The sequence below is a fragment of the Tateyamaria sp. 7Alg 36 genome (genome assembly GCF_059882455.1).
In genome coordinates, this window is the sequence record NZ_CM187613.1 from 62778 (window position 1) to 79844 (window position 17067).

General features: G+C 63.5%; 14 protein-coding genes. 8 read left to right on the forward strand and 6 right to left on the reverse strand.

Annotated features, from left to right (window positions below; translation table 11 throughout):
- Positions 1-113: 113 nt before the first annotated feature.
- The 5 genes from AC6GQJ_RS00295 to AC6GQJ_RS00315 all read left to right on the forward strand — a co-directional run bounded on the left by AC6GQJ_RS00295 (position 114) and on the right by AC6GQJ_RS00315 (position 7102).
- The gene (locus tag AC6GQJ_RS00295) at positions 114-1946 is read left to right on the forward strand and encodes an ABC transporter ATP-binding protein (RefSeq protein ID WP_500770616.1); all 1833 of its coding nucleotides are present in this window, start codon (positions 114-116) and stop codon (positions 1944-1946) included.
- Between the two features lie 182 nt (positions 1947-2128).
- Positions 2129-3289 carry an acetylornithine deacetylase gene (argE, locus tag AC6GQJ_RS00300; RefSeq protein WP_500770618.1) on the forward strand — a complete coding sequence of 387 codons (1161 nt, stop codon included), beginning with the start codon at positions 2129-2131 and terminating at the stop codon, positions 3287-3289.
- Positions 3290-3356: 67 nt separating this feature from the next.
- Positions 3357-4703, forward strand: a complete 1347-nt coding sequence (locus AC6GQJ_RS00305) for an NAD(P)/FAD-dependent oxidoreductase (protein WP_500770620.1) — start codon at positions 3357-3359, stop codon at positions 4701-4703.
- Positions 4704-4722: 19 nt separating this feature from the next.
- Complete coding sequence (locus AC6GQJ_RS00310; RefSeq protein ID WP_500770622.1) at positions 4723-5889, forward strand: amidohydrolase; 1167 nt, start codon at positions 4723-4725, stop codon at positions 5887-5889.
- Between the two features lie 46 nt (positions 5890-5935).
- Positions 5936-7102: a M20 aminoacylase family protein gene (locus tag AC6GQJ_RS00315; RefSeq protein WP_500770624.1), complete on the forward strand. Its 1167-nt coding sequence runs from the start codon at positions 5936-5938 to the stop codon at positions 7100-7102.
- A gap of 59 nt (positions 7103-7161) precedes the next feature.
- Here the strand turns inward: AC6GQJ_RS00315 and AC6GQJ_RS00320 are convergent, their stop codons facing one another.
- From AC6GQJ_RS00320 to moaA, 3 genes are read right to left on the reverse strand one after another with little or no spacing between them, the layout of a single operon-like run.
- A complete protein-coding gene (locus AC6GQJ_RS00320; RefSeq protein WP_500770626.1) occupies positions 7162-8214 on the reverse strand; it encodes a glycosyltransferase family 4 protein in 1053 nt (350 codons plus the stop codon).
- Positions 8207-9502 carry a 3-deoxy-D-manno-octulosonic acid transferase gene (locus tag AC6GQJ_RS00325; RefSeq protein ID WP_500770628.1) on the reverse strand — a complete coding sequence of 432 codons (1296 nt, stop codon included), beginning with the start codon at positions 9500-9502 and terminating at the stop codon, positions 8207-8209. The genes AC6GQJ_RS00320 and AC6GQJ_RS00325 overlap by 8 nt, the downstream gene beginning before the upstream one ends.
- A 5-nt stretch (positions 9503-9507) precedes the next feature.
- Positions 9508-10515 carry a GTP 3',8-cyclase MoaA gene (gene moaA, locus AC6GQJ_RS00330; protein WP_500770630.1) on the reverse strand — a complete coding sequence of 336 codons (1008 nt, stop codon included), beginning with the start codon at positions 10513-10515 and terminating at the stop codon, positions 9508-9510.
- Positions 10516-10592: 77 nt separating this feature from the next.
- On the opposite strand from moaA, the gene AC6GQJ_RS00335 reads away from it, so the two are divergent.
- A complete protein-coding gene (locus AC6GQJ_RS00335) occupies positions 10593-11027 on the forward strand; it encodes a hypothetical protein (RefSeq protein ID WP_500770632.1) in 435 nt (144 codons plus the stop codon).
- A 26-nt stretch (positions 11028-11053) separates the two neighbouring features.
- Here the strand turns inward: AC6GQJ_RS00335 and AC6GQJ_RS00340 are convergent, their stop codons facing one another.
- The 3 genes from AC6GQJ_RS00340 to glmU are packed head-to-tail and all read right to left on the reverse strand — an operon-like array spanning position 11054 to position 14903.
- Positions 11054-11737 carry a DNA alkylation repair protein gene (locus AC6GQJ_RS00340; protein ID WP_500770634.1) on the reverse strand — a complete coding sequence of 228 codons (684 nt, stop codon included), beginning with the start codon at positions 11735-11737 and terminating at the stop codon, positions 11054-11056.
- A complete protein-coding gene (gene glmS, locus AC6GQJ_RS00345) occupies positions 11734-13554 on the reverse strand; it encodes a glutamine--fructose-6-phosphate transaminase (isomerizing) (RefSeq protein ID WP_500770636.1) in 1821 nt (606 codons plus the stop codon). Before glmS ends, AC6GQJ_RS00340 begins: the two co-directional genes overlap by 4 nt.
- Positions 13555-13556: 2 nt before the next feature.
- Entirely contained in the window at positions 13557-14903 is a 1347-nt protein-coding gene (gene glmU / locus AC6GQJ_RS00350; RefSeq protein WP_500770638.1) for a bifunctional UDP-N-acetylglucosamine diphosphorylase/glucosamine-1-phosphate N-acetyltransferase GlmU, read from the reverse strand.
- A gap of 130 nt (positions 14904-15033) precedes the next feature.
- Between glmU and AC6GQJ_RS00355 the strand changes: the two genes are divergently transcribed.
- Entirely contained in the window at positions 15034-15696 is a 663-nt protein-coding gene (locus tag AC6GQJ_RS00355) for an HAD-IA family hydrolase (protein WP_500770640.1), read from the forward strand.
- Positions 15697-15754: 58 nt separating this feature from the next.
- Positions 15755-16948, forward strand: a complete 1194-nt coding sequence (locus AC6GQJ_RS00360; protein ID WP_500770642.1) for a DegT/DnrJ/EryC1/StrS family aminotransferase — start codon at positions 15755-15757, stop codon at positions 16946-16948.
- Positions 16949-17067: the final 119 nt, after the last annotated feature.

Sequence of the window (17067 nt, forward strand, 5' to 3'; positions counted from 1 at the left end):
GCAAGCCTTGCGTGCGGTCAACTGTCCATTTGGGCCATCTTGCATTTGACAGTGCCGGAACCTTCGCCCACTCTTTTACAATCCGGACGAAATAGGTCCGCACGGGGGTATGTATGCTGGACGAAACTGGCCAAGAGCCGATTGCCGAAATCAAGGAACTGCGCGTTGCGTTCCAGACCAAAGACGGTCCCGTACTAGGGGTCGAGGACGTGTCGTTCTCGATCAATTCGGGCGAAACCGTCTGTGTGGTAGGCGAATCCGGTTCGGGGAAATCGGTGTCGTCGCTGTCGCTCATGCGTCTGGTGGAATTCGGCGGTGGTCATATCGAGGGCGGCCGCCTCATTTTTAATCGCAAGGATGCCGAACCCGTCGATCTGGCCCAGACCGAACAGGATTTGATGCGCACGATTCGCGGCAACGAGATCGGAATGATCTTCCAAGAGCCGATGACCGCGCTGAACCCCGTGTTCACCATCGGGCGGCAGTTGACCGAAGGGTTGCGCCTGCACCGCAACATGTCCAGAGCGCAGGCCGAAGCGCGCGCGCTGGAACTGCTGCAACAGGTTCGCATCCCCGAACCCGAACGCCGCCTGAAGCAATATCCGCACGAATTGTCCGGCGGGATGCGCCAGCGGGTCGTGATCGCCATGGCGCTGGCTTGCGAGCCGCGCCTGTTGATTGCGGACGAACCCACCACGGCGCTGGATGTGACCATTCAGGCCGAAATTCTGGCGCTGATCGATCGGCTCAAGCGTGAAACCGGCACTGCCGTCATGTTCATCACCCACGACATGGCGGTTGTGGCGCAGATGGCCGACCGCGTGGTTGTCATGTTCCGCGGCAACAAGGTCGAGGAAGGCACGGTCGAGGAAATCTTCGAGAACCCGCAACACCCCTATACAAAGGCGCTGCTGGCCGCTGTGCCCAAGCTGGGCGAGATGCGGGGCAAGGCCGCGCCCGAGCCGATGAAGCTGATGGGCCGCGCGCAAGGCGAGATCAAACCGATCATCGGCAGCAGCGAACCCTTGCTTGAAGTGCGCAACCTTACCACCCGTTTTCCGGTGCGCGGCGGGTTCTTCCGCCGTCTGGTGGCCAATGTGCACGCGGTCGAGGATCTGTCCTTTACCATCAACAAGGGCCAGACCCTGTCGCTGGTCGGTGAATCAGGCTGCGGCAAATCCTCGGCAGGGCGGTCGATCCTGCGGCTGGTCGAACCGCAGTCGGGCGAAATCCGTCTGGATGGCAAGGACATCATGGCGCTGAATGACCGCGATTTGCGGCAGGCGCGTCTTGATATGCAGATGATTTTCCAAGACCCGTTCGCCTCGCTCAACCCGCAGATGCAGTTGGGCGATCAGGTGGCCGAACCGATGCGCAACTATGGCATGTTCAAGGGCGCTGAGGGCACCAAACGTGTCGAAATGCTGTTTGACCGTGTCGAGTTGCCGCGCAGCTTTACCCGCCGCTATCCGCATGAACTGTCCGGTGGCCAGCGCCAGCGCGTCGCCATTGCCCGCGCCCTTGCGCTGAACCCCAAGCTGATCATCGCGGACGAGGCGGTGTCGGCGCTGGACGTGTCGGTGCAGGCGCAGGTGCTCAACCTGATGATGGAGCTTCAGGCCGAGCTTGACCTGTCCTTCCTGTTCATCAGCCACGACATGGCGGTGGTCGAACGGGTCAGCCACCATGTGGGTGTGATGTATCTGGGCCGGATCGTGGAAATGGGGCCGCGCGCGCGCGTCTTTGAAAACCCGCAGCACCCCTATACGCAGGCGTTGATGAAGGCGGTGCCGATTGCCGACCCGCGCCAGCGCAAAAGTGAAAAAGACCTGAACTTCAAACCCATTCCGTCGCCGATCCACCCTACCAGCTATGTGGCCGAACCATCGGTCTATAACGAGGTCGAGACGGGGCATTTTGTCCTGACAACAGACAGCGGGTACTGATCTGCGCGCCTTCTTTGTGCGCTTGCCGGCCCGTTTTGCGGGCGGTGAGCGGCGCAAGGGCGCAGGTGCGCAGCGCGGCATGGACACTGCTGCGGAATTGGCCGATGGGGTGGGGCAACTTTTCACAGACCGCGCTATGGTGCCCTCGGGCCTGCGCGGACCGCTTTCGGAGATGACAGGCCATGACTGACAGAATGACACCGCTGGAACTGATGACGAAACTCGTCAGCTTTCCCACGGTCAGTCGCGACACGAACCTGCCGCTGGTGGACTGGGTCGAGGAATATCTGAACAGCCACGGTATTACCTGCCACCGCTATTACCATCCCGACCAGCCCAAGGCGGCGCTGTTTGCCCATGTTGGCCCCGAGGTCGAAGGCGCGGTGGTGCTGTCGGGCCATACAGATGTGGTGCCGGTGGATGGCCAGCCGTGGGATACGGACCCGTTTGTGGTCAGCGAACGGGATGGCAAGTATTACGGGCGCGGTACGTGCGACATGAAAGGGTTCGACGCGCTGGCGATCTGGGCGCTGGTCGAGGCGCATGTTGCGGGTGTAAAAACGCCCTTGCAACTCGCGCTCAGCTTTGACGAGGAAATCGGCTGCCTCGGCGCGCCGCCGATGATCGAGGCGATGCAAGGCGTGGTGCCCAAGGGCGGCCCCGTGATCGTGGGCGAGCCGTCGATGATGAAGGCGGTGACTGGCCATAAGGGCGGGCAGGGCTTTGACACCCATGTGATCGGGTTCGAGGTGCACTCGTCCCTGTTGCCCACCGGCGTTAGCGCCATTCTTGAGGGGGCCAAGGTCATCGACTTTGCCAACCACCGCAATGCCGAGAATATGGCCGCGACGCCGACGACGCTGGCCGCGATGTTCGACCCGCCCTTTACCACATGGCATGTGGGGCAGGTGTCGGGCGGGACAGCTCATAACATCACCGCCAAGGATTGCCGGTTCTCCATGGATTTCCGTGCGGTGCCGGGGGATGACGTGGTGGCGTTGAAAGAGGCCTATCTGGCCCATGTGGCGCAGATCGAAAAGGGTATGCAGGCGATCCATCCCGACACGCGGATCGACGTCAGCCCACGGTTCAATGTGCCGCCGCTGAAGCCCGAAACCGATGGCGCGGCGGAAACGCTGGTGCGGGCGATCACGGGCGACAACGCGGGCCATGTGGTCAGCTATGGCACCGAGGCAGGGCAGTTTCAGGCGGCAGGCTATAGCGCCGTTGTCTGCGGCCCCGGCGATATCGCGCAGGCCCACCAGCCAAACGAATATATCACCGTGGCACAGTTCGAGGCGGGCCATGCCTTTATGCGCGATCTGGTGGCGCGTCTGTCATGACCGGCGCGCGGCTCTGTTTCGAGCTGCGCCCGAAAGGCGCCCGCCCGCCGAGCGGTAAGGTGCGCGCATGACACCCTTTCCGATCCATGCGGGCTTGCCCGTGACATGGCGTGGCCCGCACGGGGACACCGCAGATGTGGTGGTGATTGGCGGCGGCGTCATTGGCGTGTGTACCGCGCTGTTTCTGGCCCGCAGGGGCAAGCGGGTGATCCTGCTGGAAAAAGGGCGCATCGCGGGCGAACAATCCTCGCGGAATTGGGGCTGGATCCGCCAGCAGGGCCGTGACCCTGACGAATTGGGTATTATGATCGAGGCCAACCGCCTGTGGCGGGAACTGGCCGCAGAAACCAACGAAGATATTGGCCTGACCACCGGCGGCGTGACCTATCTTGCGCGCAAGGACAGCGAGATGGCCGATTACGCGGCATGGCTGCCCCATGCGCAGGCGCACGGGTTGGACAGCCGCCTGCTGGACGCCGATCAGGTGGCCGCACTGATCCCGAACATGGCGCGGCGGTACAAGGGCGCGCTTTATACGCCCAGCGACATGCGCGCAGAACCTTGGGTCGCGGTGCCTGCGCTGGCGGGGATTGCCGCGCGGGCAGGGGTGCAGATTGTCGAAAACTGCGCGGCCCGTGCGCTTGATATGGCCGCAGGGGCGGTTGCGGGTGTGGTGACGGAACAGGGCCGCATCGCCGCGCCCGAGGTTGTGTTGGCGGGTGGCGCGTGGTCGGCGCTGTTCCTGCGTCGTCACGGGGTGGCCCTGCCGCAACTGTCGGTGCGCGCCACGGTGGCAGCGACGGAACCCTTGCCGCAGGTCTATCCCGGTGGCGCGGCAGAGGACAGTATCGCCTTCCGTCCGCGCGCCGATGGCGGCTATTCCCTTGCGGCGGGCGGCTTTCACGAACTGTTCATCGGCCCCGATGCGTTCCGGTCCTTTCCGAAATATCTGGCCCAGTTGCGCGCTGACCCGTTCGGCACGCGGTTCCTGCCTGCCGCGCCGCGGGGCTTTCCCGATGCGTGGGGCACGCCGCGCCACTGGGACGCGGATACGCCATCGCCGTTCGAGGCCATGCGCGTGCTGGATCCCGCGCCCAATGCGGGCAAGGTCAAGGCACTGACCCGCGACTTTGCCGCGCTGTTTCCCGACCTTGGCCCTGTGCGTATCAAGTCCGCATGGGCAGGCATGATCGACACCATGCCCGATGTGGTGCCCGTGGTGGACCGCGTTGCGGCCTTGCCGGGGCTGACCGTCGGCACAGGGATGAGCGGTCACGGTTTTGGCATCGGTCCGGGCATGGGAAAGGTGCTTGCCGCTCTGGTCACGGGCGACAACGTGGGCCATGATCTGTCACGGTTCCGATTGAGCCGATTTGCCGACGGTACGCCGATGCGCGTCGGGCCGTCTGTCTGACCCTTCGAAAGGACATGTGATGCCGATCAGGAATCGCCTTGCCGAAACGCACGCCCAGATCACCGAGTGGCGACAGCACCTTCATGCCAATCCCGAGCTTGGGTTCGAGGAACATGAAACCGCCGCCTTTGTTGCCGAGCAGCTCAAGGGCTTTGGTGTTGACGAGATTGTCACCGGCGTGGCCCAGACCGGCGTTGTGGGGGTAATCAAGGGGCGCAGCGATACCAAGGGGCGCGTGATCGCCCTGCGCGCCGATATGGACGCGCTGCCGATCTTGGAAGACAGCGGTGTGACGTACCCCTCGCAAAACAGCGGGGTGATGCATGCCTGCGGCCATGACGGGCACACCTCGATCCTGCTGGGGGCGGCGCAATATCTGGCCGAGACGCGCAATTTCGACGGCACGGTCGTTCTGCTGTTCCAACCTGCCGAAGAAGGCGGCGGCGGGGGGCGCGAGATGGTGAACGAAGGCGTCATGGACCGTTGGGGCGTGCAGGAAGTCTATGGCCTGCACAACATGCCCGGCCTGCCCACGGGGCAGTTCGCAATCCGGCACGGGGCGCTGCTGGCCTCGGCGGATGAATTCTACATCACGGTGACGGGCAAGGGGGGCCATGCGGCGGCGCCGCACGAATCCCTCGACCCGAATGTGACGGCGGCGCATATCATTCTGGGCCTGCAAAGCATTGCCAGCCGCACGGTTGATCCGCTGCACTCGGTTGTGGTGTCGGTTTGCGCGCTGCATTCGGATGTCGATACGCATAACGTCATCCCGCAGACAACGCGCATGACCGGCACGGTACGCGCCCTTGATCCGGCGGTGCGCGCGCAGGCGCAGGCCCGCGTCACGGCCATCGCCACCGCCACGGCCCTTGCCTATGACTGCGTTGCCGAGGTGGATTACCGCCTTGGTTATCCGGTGACGATCAACCACCCCGACCAGACCGAACATGCCGCCGCTGCCGCGCGCGCCGTGGCGGGCGATGTCGATATGGACACGCCGCCGGTCATGGCGGCCGAGGATTTCTCCTACATGCTGGAATCGCGGCCCGGTGCCTACATCATGCTGGGCAATGGCGACAACGGCACGTTGCACCACCCGCAATACCGTTTCGACGACGGGGCGATCCCTGCGGGGTGCAGCTGGTTTGTCGAACTGGTGGAACAACGCATGCCAGCGCAGTAACACGTTATAAACCCCGAGCATTCAACGACCCAAAGAAGGACATAGCATGCCCATCAAGAACCGTTTCGCAGAGATGCAGGCCGACATCACCGCATGGCGCCGCGATTTGCACGAACATCCCGAAATCCTGTTCGAAACCCACCGCACCAGCGCGCTGGTGGCCGAAAAGCTGGAGGCGTTCGGCTGTGACGAGGTGGTGACAGGCATCGGGCGCACCGGCGTGGTCGGTGTGATCAAGGGCCGCAACACAACATCGGGCAAGACGATCGGTCTGCGTGCGGATATGGACGCGCTGCCGATCCATGAACAGACAGGGCTCGACTATGCCTCCAAAACGCCCGATGCGATGCATGCCTGCGGCCATGACGGGCACACGGCCATGTTGCTGGGCGCGGCACAGTATCTGGCCGAAACCCGCAATTTCGACGGCACGGTCGTGGTCATCTTCCAACCCGCCGAAGAAGGCGGCGGCGGCGGGCGCGAGATGTGCAACGACGGCATGATGGAACGCTGGAGCATCGACGAAGTCTACGGCATGCACAACTGGCCGGGCCGTCCGGTTGGCGAATTTTCGATCCGCACGGGGCCGTTCTTTGCCGCGACCGACCTGCTGAGCATCGAGTTCGAGGGCCTTGGCGGGCACGCGGCCAAGCCGCACGAGACCATCGACACGACCCTGATGGCGAGCCACGCGGTCACCGCGCTGCAATCCATCGTCAGCCGCAATGCCGACCCCGTGGACCGGATTGTGGTGTCGATCACCTCGTTCGAGACATCGTCCAAAGCGTTCAACGTCATCCCGCAAAAGGTGCAGATCATGGGCACAGTGCGCACCATGTCCGCCGAAATGCGCGATCTGGCGGAAAAGCGGGTGGCCGAAATCTGTGAAGGTGTGGCAACAGCCTTTGGCGGTGTGGCGCGGGTGGATTACCAGCGCAACTATCCGGTGATGGTCAACCACGACGAACAGACCGAATTCGCCGCCGACGTGGCGCGCAGCGTGTCGGGCCAGTGCGACGAGGCACCTTTGGTCATGGGGGGCGAGGATTTCGCCTTTATGCTCGAAGAACGCCCCGGCGCCTATATTCTGGTGGGCAACGGCGATACGGCGATGGTGCACCACCCCGAATACAACTTTAATGACGAGGCGATCCCCGCAGGCTGTTCGTGGTGGGCCGAGATCGTCGAACAGCGGATGCCGCTGGCCTCCTGACGCGTGGGGGACGGTGTGTGACGCTCCTGCCTGTGGCAGGTCGCCCCACCCGCCGTCCCTTAGCCTTTTAGCAGATCCTTGTAGATGGCCATGATTGCGTCCGCTTCCTGTTGCAACTGGAAGCGGTCCACCATGTCTTTGCGCGCATTTTGCGACCATGCGGCCAGTTTGGCGGGGTCGGACAGCAGCGCCTCGCAAGCACGCACCATCTGGCCGGTATCTGCGGTGGCGATCAGCGTACCTGTCTTGCCCTCGGTTATCAGTTCTTCGAACGCGCCGACCCTGGTGGCCACGACAGGCGCGCCACAGGCCATCGCCTCAAGCGGGGTCAGGCCGAACCCTTCCCAGCGTTGCGGGGCCACGTAGATATCCAGCGCCTGATAGAATTTCGGCGTCTCCCACACCGGCACTTCGGGCAGGAACCGCAGGCGGTCCGATAGGCCCGCGGCCTGCACCTGTGATTTCAGCGCGGCAAGGAACGCACTGTCCTTGTCCACCGCGCGGCCCATCACGATGGCTGTGGCGTCGGGATGGCGGGCCAGCACTTCGATCATCGCGCCGACAAATATGTCCGTGCCTTTGGACGTGCGGATACGCCCGAAACACCCCAGAAGCGGCCCCGTTTCAGGCAGGCCAAGCGTGCGGCGCAAGCTGGCCTTGTCGGGGTGGGGGGCGAACGTGTCTGTGTCGATACCGTGGTGGATCACCGTCGCGGGACGCTCAAGATAGGCGGCTGTTTTGGCCGAGGTGGCAATCACCGCATCCATGCGTGCGATCAGCGCCTTGGTCAGGCCCGTGTGCTGGCGTTGGCTGGCCGAGGTGAACAGTAGTTTCAGTCGTTTACGCAGGATGTGTTTGAGCGCCAGCCCCGCGATCATCTCGACATTGCGCCGTGCGTGCCAGACGCGCGCGCCATGCGGCCCCTTGCGCGGCATGGTTAGCAGGCGCGTCCAGCGCACATTCGGCACATGGTCGGGCATCAGGGGAGCGCAGGCGGTGATCGCCATGGACTTGGCCTGAAGCGGGACAAGCCGGATCACGGTCGAGGTGACGCCGGACAGCCGCCGTTTAAAATTCGGGGCGATTACGTCGATGGAGCGCAGATCAGTCATGCAGTTCCATAGCGTGCCGGTCGGCCAAAGAGAAGAGTTCGCCCGCCAAGGCACCCAGTTCCGCATCGCCGGATTGGGCAAGCGGGCGCGCATTGGCGGCCAGTTGCGCCGCACGGCTGGGATGGGTCAGCAGGTGATGGAGCGCTTCGGCCAAGGCCGCGTCATCATTCACCTCGACGCTCGCATCATTGTACAGGAAGGTGGCATAGGTTTCCTCGAAATTGGCATAGTGCGGTCCGTGCACAATGGCGCAATGGGCGGCGGCGGGTTCGAACGGCGTATGCCCGCCCACAGTCGCGAAGGAGCCGCCCAGGAACACAATCGGGCTGAGCGCATACCACAGGTCGGTTTCGCCCATCGTGTCGGCCAGATAGACCTGCGCGCCCGTGTCCAACCCGTCGCCCGCACTGCGCTGCGCCACCGACAGGCCCGCATCGCGGATCAGGGACAGGACGTCCGGCGCGCGTTCGGGGTGGCGCGGAACAAGGATCAGGCACAGATCGGGGTGGTCCGCCAAAAGCTGCGCATGCGCCTTCAGCACGGGGTCTTCCTCTCCCTCGTGGGTGGAGGCGGCAACCCAGACCGGACGCCCCGACAGGGCCGCGCGGGTGGTATCAATCGCCTCTTTGCTCAGCAGTGGCGGGCCGATCATGGATTTCAGGTTCGCGCCTTGCTGGGCCATGTCCAGCCCCATGGCGCGCAGATGGTCGCGGCTGCGCCGGTCCTGACAATGGGCCATCACGATCCCACGCAGAAGATAGCGCGCCGTGTCGGGAAAGCGTTTCCAACCTTGCGCGCTGCTGTCCGACAGCCGCGCGTTCAGAAGTGCCACGGGAATTTGTGCCCGAGCGCAGGCGTCCAGCAGGTTTGGCCACAGCTCGGATTCCACCAGCACGCACAGATCGGGCCGCCAGTGCCGCAGAAAGCGCCGGATCGGGCCAGCCCCGTCAAGCGGGGCGAACTGGTGCACCGCGCCATCGGGCAGGCGCTGCGCCACCGCTTGGGCCGAAGTGGCCGTGCCGGAGGTCAGCAAGAGCGTGGCATCGGGGTGATCGGCAGCAATGCGCGCCATCAGGGACAGGGTCGACTTCGCCTCGCCCACGGAGGCGCCATGCACCCAGATCAACGGGCCGGCACGCCGTTCGGCCGTGGCATGGCCCAGCCGTTCATGGGCACGGTCCACATCGATACCGCCCTTGCGCAGCTTGGCAATGGCGCGGCGCGCCAGAAACGGCAAGGCAAGCGTGGTGGCGATCCGGTACAGCCGGAACAGCGCAGTGGGTCGCATCCGCGTTACCCGCCTGTGTGGCTCATGTGGCGGGGCATCTGCCCGTCGGCGCGCTGGCGGGAATAGTCGAAATCATGGCCCTTGGGCTTGCCCGCGATGGCGGCGCGGATTGCGGCCTCAAGCGGGGCGTCGCTGTCGGGGTGGTCGCGCATGGGCGCGCGCAGGTCGGCCATGTCTTCCTGTCCCAGACACATGTACAATTCACCCGTGCAGGTCAGGCGCACACGGTTGCAACTTTCGCAGAAATTATGGCTGAGCGGCGTGATAAAGCCGATCTTCTGGCCCGTTTCTTCTAGCCGGACATAGCGGGCAGGCCCGCCCGTGCGTTCGGCCAGATCGGTGACGGTATAGTGTTCGGCATAGGCAGCGCGCACATCCTTGAGGGACCAGTACTGGCCCAGACGGTCCTCGTTGCCAAGATCGCCCATGGGCATCACCTCGATCCATGTCAGGTCCATCGACCGTTCGGCGCACCAGCGGGTCAGGGTGTCGAGTTCGTCCTCGTTAAACCCTTTGAGGGCCACGGCGTTAATCTTGACCTTGAGGCCTGCCGCCAGTGCCGCATCCACACCGCGCATCACTTGGGGCAGGCGGCCCCAGCGGGTGATGTCGGCAAATTTCTGTTCGTCGATCGTATCAAGGCTGATGTTCACCCGCCGCACACCGGCTGCATACAGGTCTTTTGCAAAGCGTTCGAGCTGGCTGCCATTGGTGGTGAGGGTCAGTTCCTTGAGCGTTCCAGCCTCGAGATGACGGCCCATGGCGTTGAAAAACGTCATGATGTCACGACGGACCAAAGGCTCCCCACCCGTGATCCGCAGCTTTTCAACGCCCAGCCCGATAAAGGTTGAGCACATGCGGTCCAGTTCTTCGAGGGTCAGCAACTCTTTCTTCGGCAGAAAGGTCATGTTTTCCGACATGCAATAGACACAGCGGAAATCACAGCGGTCCGTAACAGAGACCCGCAAATAGGTGATGGCGCGCGCGAAAGGATCGATCAAAGGTGCATTCATGGCGTAATTGGTAGGAGGGAGCGCGCCGCGCCGCAAGGGGCATTGCGTGTCATTTCGATCAGGTTATGGTGTGCGACATGCGTTGGATGATCCTCAGTTTTCTAGTTGTTTCGGCTTGCGGCGTTCTGCCCGAGCGGGCAAATCGCGGGCAGGCGCCTGAAATCGTGGCCGAAAATGAGGAGGGGGATGTGCAGACACGACCGCAAGCGCGCCCCTCTGATCAGCCCGAAGAGGTTGGGGCCCCGACGCCCGAAATGTCGATTGGCACGCTGGGGCGGACTGTCGCATCACTGGGTAACGCGGCGGAGCCTGGCCTGTGGCTGAAAACGCCGCTGGTCGCCGCAGAACGGACGGGCAAGGTGCACAACCCCAAGACCGGCCAAAGCGTCGCCGTCACCCTGATCCCGATTGAGGGGGAGCGCACCGCAGGTAGCCGGATGTCACTGGCCGCGATGCAGGCCATTGGCGCATCGCTGACCGATCTGGTCGAAGTGGACGTGTTCGGTTCCTGACCGCCTGACGCGCTGGTGCGTGTGCGTTATGCGGCGGGCAGGTACTTGGCGGCTTCGGTGGCGGCAAAGGGCTTCATCGCTGCGCCATGCGCATCAAGGAAGGCCTGCGCGCGCGGCGCGTCATGTTTGCCCAGCTCACGCACCCACCAAGCGATGGCCTTCTGGATGAACCATTGCTGGTCGTCCACATAGAGCGCGGCCCAGCCAAGCACGCGTTCGCGCACGGCGACCTCTTCGGGTTTGGGAAAGTTCTGCTTGGTCCACGGCAGTGTCATCACCAGTGCGGCACGACGGGTCCAAAGATGGTCCGATGTTGTCCACGCCTCAAGCTGGTCAATGCGTGCGGGGTCCGCAATCAGGCGGCGCTGTCCGGCCAGGCAGGCGTGATCGGCAATGGCCCAGCCGTCAAATTGCGGCACCCACGACACGATCAGATCCCATGCGGCATCGTCAGGGCGCATACGGGCCTGCGTCAGCAGCTTGGCCGCGGCGATGCGGGCCTCGAAAATATCGCTGTGCCACAGACCGTCCGCCAGTTCGACGCGGGCTGCGACGTCCAGTTCCTGACGCCAGTTTTGGGTCAGATCATTCAGCACCGGATTGGGCACGCCAAGATGCACGCGCTTGGACTTGTGATAGGCCTTGGCATCCGCTGCGCGCGCCGCGTCGCCATGGGCGGTGATCGCGGCCAGCGCGTCCTCGGGCGTCATTCTACTGTGACCGATTTGGCAAGGTTTCGCGGCTGGTCCACATCCGTGCCCTTGGCAACGGCGGTGTGATAGGCAAGCAGTTGGGCTGGGACCGCGTAAACGATCGGCGCCAGAATGTCGGGGCAGTCGGGCATCGCGATCTTCGACCACACGTCCTGTCCGGCTTCGGCCAGCCCTTCGGCGTTCGAGATCAGAACCACCTTGCCTTTGCGCGCCATGACCTCTTGCATGTTGGACACGGTCTTGTCGAACAGCGCGTCCTTATGGGCCATGACGACCACCGGCACGTGTTTGTCGATCAGGGCGATGGGGCCGTGTTTCAGTTCACCTGCCGCATAAGCTTCGGCGTGGATGTAGCTGATTTCCTTGAGTTTCAGCGCACCTTCATGGGCCAGCGGGAACATGGAACCGCGGCCCAGAAACAGGATGTCGCGGGCCTCGGCCAGCTTGCGTGCGGCGGACTGGATTGTCGAACTTTGCTGGATGGCGAGGTTGATCAGACCGGGCAATGCGTTGAGCGAAGTGATGTTGTCGCGCAGTGCGTCGGCGGTCATCTCGCTGCGCTGGTGCGCCGCCTTCAGGGCCAGCAACAGGAGCACGGTCAACTGGCAGGTAAAGGCCTTGGTCGAGGCAACGCCGACCTCGACACCGGCAAAGATCGGCAGGGCCAGATCGCTTTCCCGCGCGATGGAACTTTCGGGGACGTTGACCACGGACACGATCTTGTCCGCCTTGCCTTCGCAATAGCGAAGGGCGGCAAGGGTGTCCGCCGTCTCGCCAGACTGGCTGACGAACAGGGCCATGGTGCGCGGTGTCACGGGCGGCTCGCGATAGCGGAATTCCGACGCCACATCGATATCGACGGGCAGGCGGGCGATCTGTTCGAACCAGTATTTCGCCGTCAGACAGGCGTAATAGGCCGTGCCACAGGCGACCATGGTCAGGCGGTCGATGGCGGCAAAGTCGATGCCGGTGTCGGGCAGGACGATATCGCCATTGCTGTCGATATAGTTGGACAGCGTGTTGGCCAGCACAACGGGCTGTTCGGCGATTTCCTTGGCCATGAAGTGCTTGTGACCGGCCTTGTCGACGCGGGCGGCGTCGATCTGGATCTGGCGCACGGGGCGTTCGACCACGGTGCCTTCGATATCGCGGATTTCGACGCCTGCGCGGGTCAGAACGGCGCGGTCGCCTTCCTCAAGATAGGTGATGCGGTCGGTCATCGGGGCCAGCGCAATCGCGTCGGACCCAACAAACATCTCGCCCTCGCCATGGCCAATTGCCAGAGGGGAGCCCTTGCGCGCCGCGACGATCAAGTCTTCTTCGCCGTGGAACAGGAAGGCCAGCGCAAAAGCACCTTCCAACCGGTTCAGCGCGGCAAAGGCGGCATCGACAGGCCCCAGACCTGTGGTCATGTAATGTTCGGTCAGCAGGGCGACGGTTTCGGTGTCGGTCTCGGTCTGGAAATTCAGGCCCGCCGCTGTCAGTTCGGCGCGCAATTCGCGGTAGTTCTCGATGATACCGTTATGCACCACGGCCACGGGGCCGGACTGGTGCGGGTGCGCGTTCACTTCGCTGGGTGCGCCATGGGTGGCCCAGCGGGTGTGGCCGATGCCCGACTTGCCCGGCAGCGGCTCGTGCACCAGTTTGTCGGACAGGTTGACCAGTTTGCCCACGGCGCGGCGGCGGTCCAGCACACCGTCATTGACGGTGGCGATACCGGCGCTGTCATAGCCGCGATATTCAAGCCGTTTCAGCGCTTCGACAAGGATCGGTGCGACTTCGTGACTGCCAAGTACCCCAACAATTCCGCACATGATTAGCTACCTCTACTCAGTTTGGCCTTCTTGGCCTTTAACATATCGAACAATTTGCGGGCCATGCCGGGTTTTTCGACCTGCGGTGCGCGGGCCAGCGCCAATGCGCCTGCCTCAACGTCCGACGTGATCACGGACCCCGATCCGGTCATCGCCTCGTCCCCGATGGACACGGGGGCGACCAGCATGGTGTTGGATCCGATGAAGGCCCGCGCCCCGATATGGGTGTGGTGCTTCATCACGCCGTCATAATTGCAGGTGATTGTGCCAGCGCCGATGTTGCTCGCCTCGCCGATGAAGGCGTCGCCGATATAGGACAGGTGGTTCACCTTGGCCCCTGCGGCGATCTCGGCATTCTTGATCTCGACAAAGTTGCCGACGCGCACGTTTTCGGCCAGTTCCGCACCGGGACGCAGGCGCGCATAGGGGCCGACGACCGCACCGCGCGACACGTGGCACCCTTCAAGATGCGAAAAGGCGCGGATCGTGGCACCGGATTCTATCGTCACACCGGGGCCGAAGACGACGTTTGGTTCGATTACCGTGTCGCGGCCCACATTGGTGTCCAGCGACAGGAACACCGTGTCCGGTGCATAAAGGGTTACACCGTCCTCAAGCAGTTCCTCACGAGCGCGGGTCTGGAACAGCTTTTCGGCCATGGCCAGTTCCGCGCGGCTGTTGATGCCAAGGGTTTCGGCCTCGTCACAGCGGGTCACGGCAACTTTCAGGCCACGCTCGCGGGCAAGGCGGGGCAGGTCGGTCAGATAGTATTCGTCCTGCGCGTTGTTGTTGTCGACCTGCGAGATCAGGTCGAACAACAGCGGCGCGGGCGCGGCCAGCACGCCGGAATTGCACAGGGTGATTGCGCGCTCCTCCTCGGTCGCGTCCTTGAATTCGACGATGCGCTGCAACTGGTCGCCATCCATCACAAGGCGGCCATAGCGGGCGGGATCTGCCGCCTCGAACCCCAGAACAGTCACGTCCGCATCGGATGCGGCCAGCGCCTCGAGCGTTTCTGGGCGCACGAACGGCGTGTCGCCAAAGACCACGATGGCGCGCCCCTCGAACCCCTCAAGCGCGTCGCGGGCCTGTGCGGTGGCGTGCGCGGTGCCAAGCTGTTCGGTCTGTTCGACCACTTGCGCCTCATCGTCATAGGCCAGTGCCGCACTTGTCACCAGTTCCGCGCCAAAACCGGCCACCACGACAGTATGGGCAGGGGCCAGCGCCGCGCCAGCCTGCATCGCGTGGTGCAGCATGGGCGCGCCGCCAATCGGATGCAGAACCTTGGGCAGGTCCGAATTCATACGCGTGCCCTTACCGGCAGCGAGGATGATCAATGCGACACTCATAAACACTTCTCTTTGTCTTTTTATTTTGCCCTCTTTAGCCTGTTGGGCCATATGCGCAAGCATGCCGCCCATCAATCTAAATTGCGGCTTGCAACAACTGCGGCGGCGATCCGCCATAAGAGGGGCTGGGATGACGGCGGTAATTTTCGATCTCGACGGGACATTGGCCGATACCAGCGGTGATCTGCTGGCGGCGGCGAATGTATGCTTTCGCGACATGGGGCTGGGCGATGTTCTGCACGCGGGCGATGCCGGTGTGGCGTTGCGTGGCGGGCGCGCGATGCTGCGCGTAGGCCTAAGCCGTGCCGAGCGGTTTGACGAGACCGTTGTGGATCAATATTACCCAGTGCTGCTCGAGGCTTATAGCGGCGCGATCAGTGCCCATACCCGCCTGTACCCCGGCGCGATGGAGGCGATCGAGGTGCTGAAATCGCGTGGCCATGCGGTGGGCATCTGCACCAACAAGCCCGAGGCGCTGGCCCATCAGCTGTTGCTTGATCTGGGTGTGCGGGATGCATTCGGCAGCCTTGTCGGCGCTGACACCCTGCCGGTGCGCAAGCCCAATTGTGAACCCCTGTTCGAGGCGGTGCGCCGCCTTGGGGTGGACGAGCGCAGCTGTGTGTTGATCGGGGACAGTGATACCGACCGCAACACCGCCCTTGCCGGTGGCGTGCCATGCGTTCTGGTCACGTTCGGCCCCTCGGGTGAGGACATGGCCGCGCTGGAACCCGAGGCGCTGCTGGACGATTACGCCGCCCTGCCGTCCGTGGTGGCCGCTTTGTTGCCTCGATGACGCGAACGGCACACAACGCCGCATTGACGCCGCCCGCGCGCCACAGCACAACAGAGCGATGAGCGAACGTTTCACCGGCAGTTTCACCCAGCAAGACCCGATCCCCGAAGCGGGCATCGACGCGGCCCTTGCTGTTTTGCGCCATGGTCGTCTGCACCGTTACAACACGGCGGCGGGCGAAATCTCGGAAACCGCACTGCTGGAAGAGGAATTCGCAGCAAGCGTCGGAGCGAAATACTGTCTCGCGGTCGCCTCTGGCGGCTATGCGATGGCGACCGCCTTGCGGGCCGTTGGCGTGCGGGCAGGGGACAAGGTACTATCCAACGCGTTCACCCTTGCCCCTGTACCGGGCGCGATTGCGTCGCTGGGGGCGGTGCCCGTCTTTGTCGGCGTGACCGAGGGGCTGACAATTGATCTGGACGATCTGGCGACCAAGCTGGATCAGGCCAAAGTGCTGCTGCTGAGCCATATGCGCGGGCATATCTGCGACATGGACAGGTTGATGGCCATGTGCGACGCCGCCGGTGTCACCGTGATCGAGGACTGCGCGCATACGATGGGAGCCGCGTGGAACGGCGTGCCGTCGGGGCGTTACGGTGCAGTGGGGTGTTTTTCCTGCCAGACCTATAAACATGTCAATTCGGGCGAGGGCGGGTTCCTGATCACCGATGATCCGCAGATCGCCGCCCGCGCTATCATGCTGTCGGGCAGCTATATGCTGTTCGAACGTCACCGCGCCGCGCCTCCTGCCGAAGTGTTCGATCAGATCAAATACGAAACGCCCAATATCTCGGGGCGGATGGACAACCTGCGCGCTGCAATCCTGCGCCCGCAAGTGGCGGATCTGGCGACGCAATGTGCGCGATGGAACGAACGGTATTTCGCGCTGGAAAACGGTCTGCGCGACACGGCCGGTTTGACACTGGTGGAACGGCCCGAGGCGGAAACCATCGTCGGCTCCTCCATCCAGTTCCTGTTGCTCGACTGGCCTGCCGATGCGGTGCGCAATGTGCTGGCGCGCTGTGCGGCCCGCGGGGTCGAGCTGAAATGGTTCGGCGCGCCCGAGCCTGTGGCCTTTACCAGCAAATACGACAGTTGGCGCTATGCGCCGTCGGCCCCGATGCCTGACAGTGACCGCGTTCTGGCCAGCATCGTGGACATGCGCGTGCCACTGACCTTCTCGCTAGACGATTGCGCCCTGATCGCGCGCATCATCCGTGCCGAGGTCAGCGCGGTCTATCAGGCCATCTAGCCCTCTTTCCCAAACGCCTAGCTATAGTCGCGTTGCCGAAGCCTTTCATGGCGTCGGCAGACTGCTTTGCCGTGGTGCGATCCCCATGCATTTGAGGAGTAGACAGAAGGGCCGCGCTG

Excerpts from the sequence above, each read along its gene's own strand:
- AC6GQJ_RS00325 (WP_500770628.1), bottom strand. The coding sequence starts at position 9,502 with ATGCGACCCACTGCGCTGTTCCGGCTGTACCGGATCGCCACCACGCTT.
- AC6GQJ_RS00360 (WP_500770642.1), top strand. The coding sequence starts at position 15,755 with ATGAGCGAACGTTTCACCGGCAGTTTCACCCAGCAAGACCCGATCCCC.
- glmS (WP_500770636.1), bottom strand. The coding sequence starts at position 13,554 with ATGTGCGGAATTGTTGGGGTACTTGGCAGTCACGAAGTCGCACCGATC.
- AC6GQJ_RS00340 (WP_500770634.1), bottom strand. The coding sequence starts at position 11,737 with ATGACGCCCGAGGACGCGCTGGCCGCGATCACCGCCCATGGCGACGCG.
- argE (WP_500770618.1), top strand. The coding sequence starts at position 2,129 with ATGACTGACAGAATGACACCGCTGGAACTGATGACGAAACTCGTCAGC.
- moaA (WP_500770630.1), bottom strand. The coding sequence starts at position 10,515 with ATGAATGCACCTTTGATCGATCCTTTCGCGCGCGCCATCACCTATTTG.
- AC6GQJ_RS00335 (WP_500770632.1), top strand. The coding sequence starts at position 10,593 with ATGCGTTGGATGATCCTCAGTTTTCTAGTTGTTTCGGCTTGCGGCGTT.
- AC6GQJ_RS00310 (WP_500770622.1), top strand. The coding sequence starts at position 4,723 with ATGCCGATCAGGAATCGCCTTGCCGAAACGCACGCCCAGATCACCGAG.
- glmU (WP_500770638.1), bottom strand. The coding sequence starts at position 14,903 with ATGAGTGTCGCATTGATCATCCTCGCTGCCGGTAAGGGCACGCGTATG.
- AC6GQJ_RS00305 (WP_500770620.1), top strand. The coding sequence starts at position 3,357 with ATGACACCCTTTCCGATCCATGCGGGCTTGCCCGTGACATGGCGTGGC.
- AC6GQJ_RS00320 (WP_500770626.1), bottom strand. The coding sequence starts at position 8,214 with ATGACTGATCTGCGCTCCATCGACGTAATCGCCCCGAATTTTAAACGG.
- AC6GQJ_RS00355 (WP_500770640.1), top strand. The coding sequence starts at position 15,034 with ATGACGGCGGTAATTTTCGATCTCGACGGGACATTGGCCGATACCAGC.
- AC6GQJ_RS00315 (WP_500770624.1), top strand. The coding sequence starts at position 5,936 with ATGCCCATCAAGAACCGTTTCGCAGAGATGCAGGCCGACATCACCGCA.
- AC6GQJ_RS00295 (WP_500770616.1), top strand. The coding sequence starts at position 114 with ATGCTGGACGAAACTGGCCAAGAGCCGATTGCCGAAATCAAGGAACTG.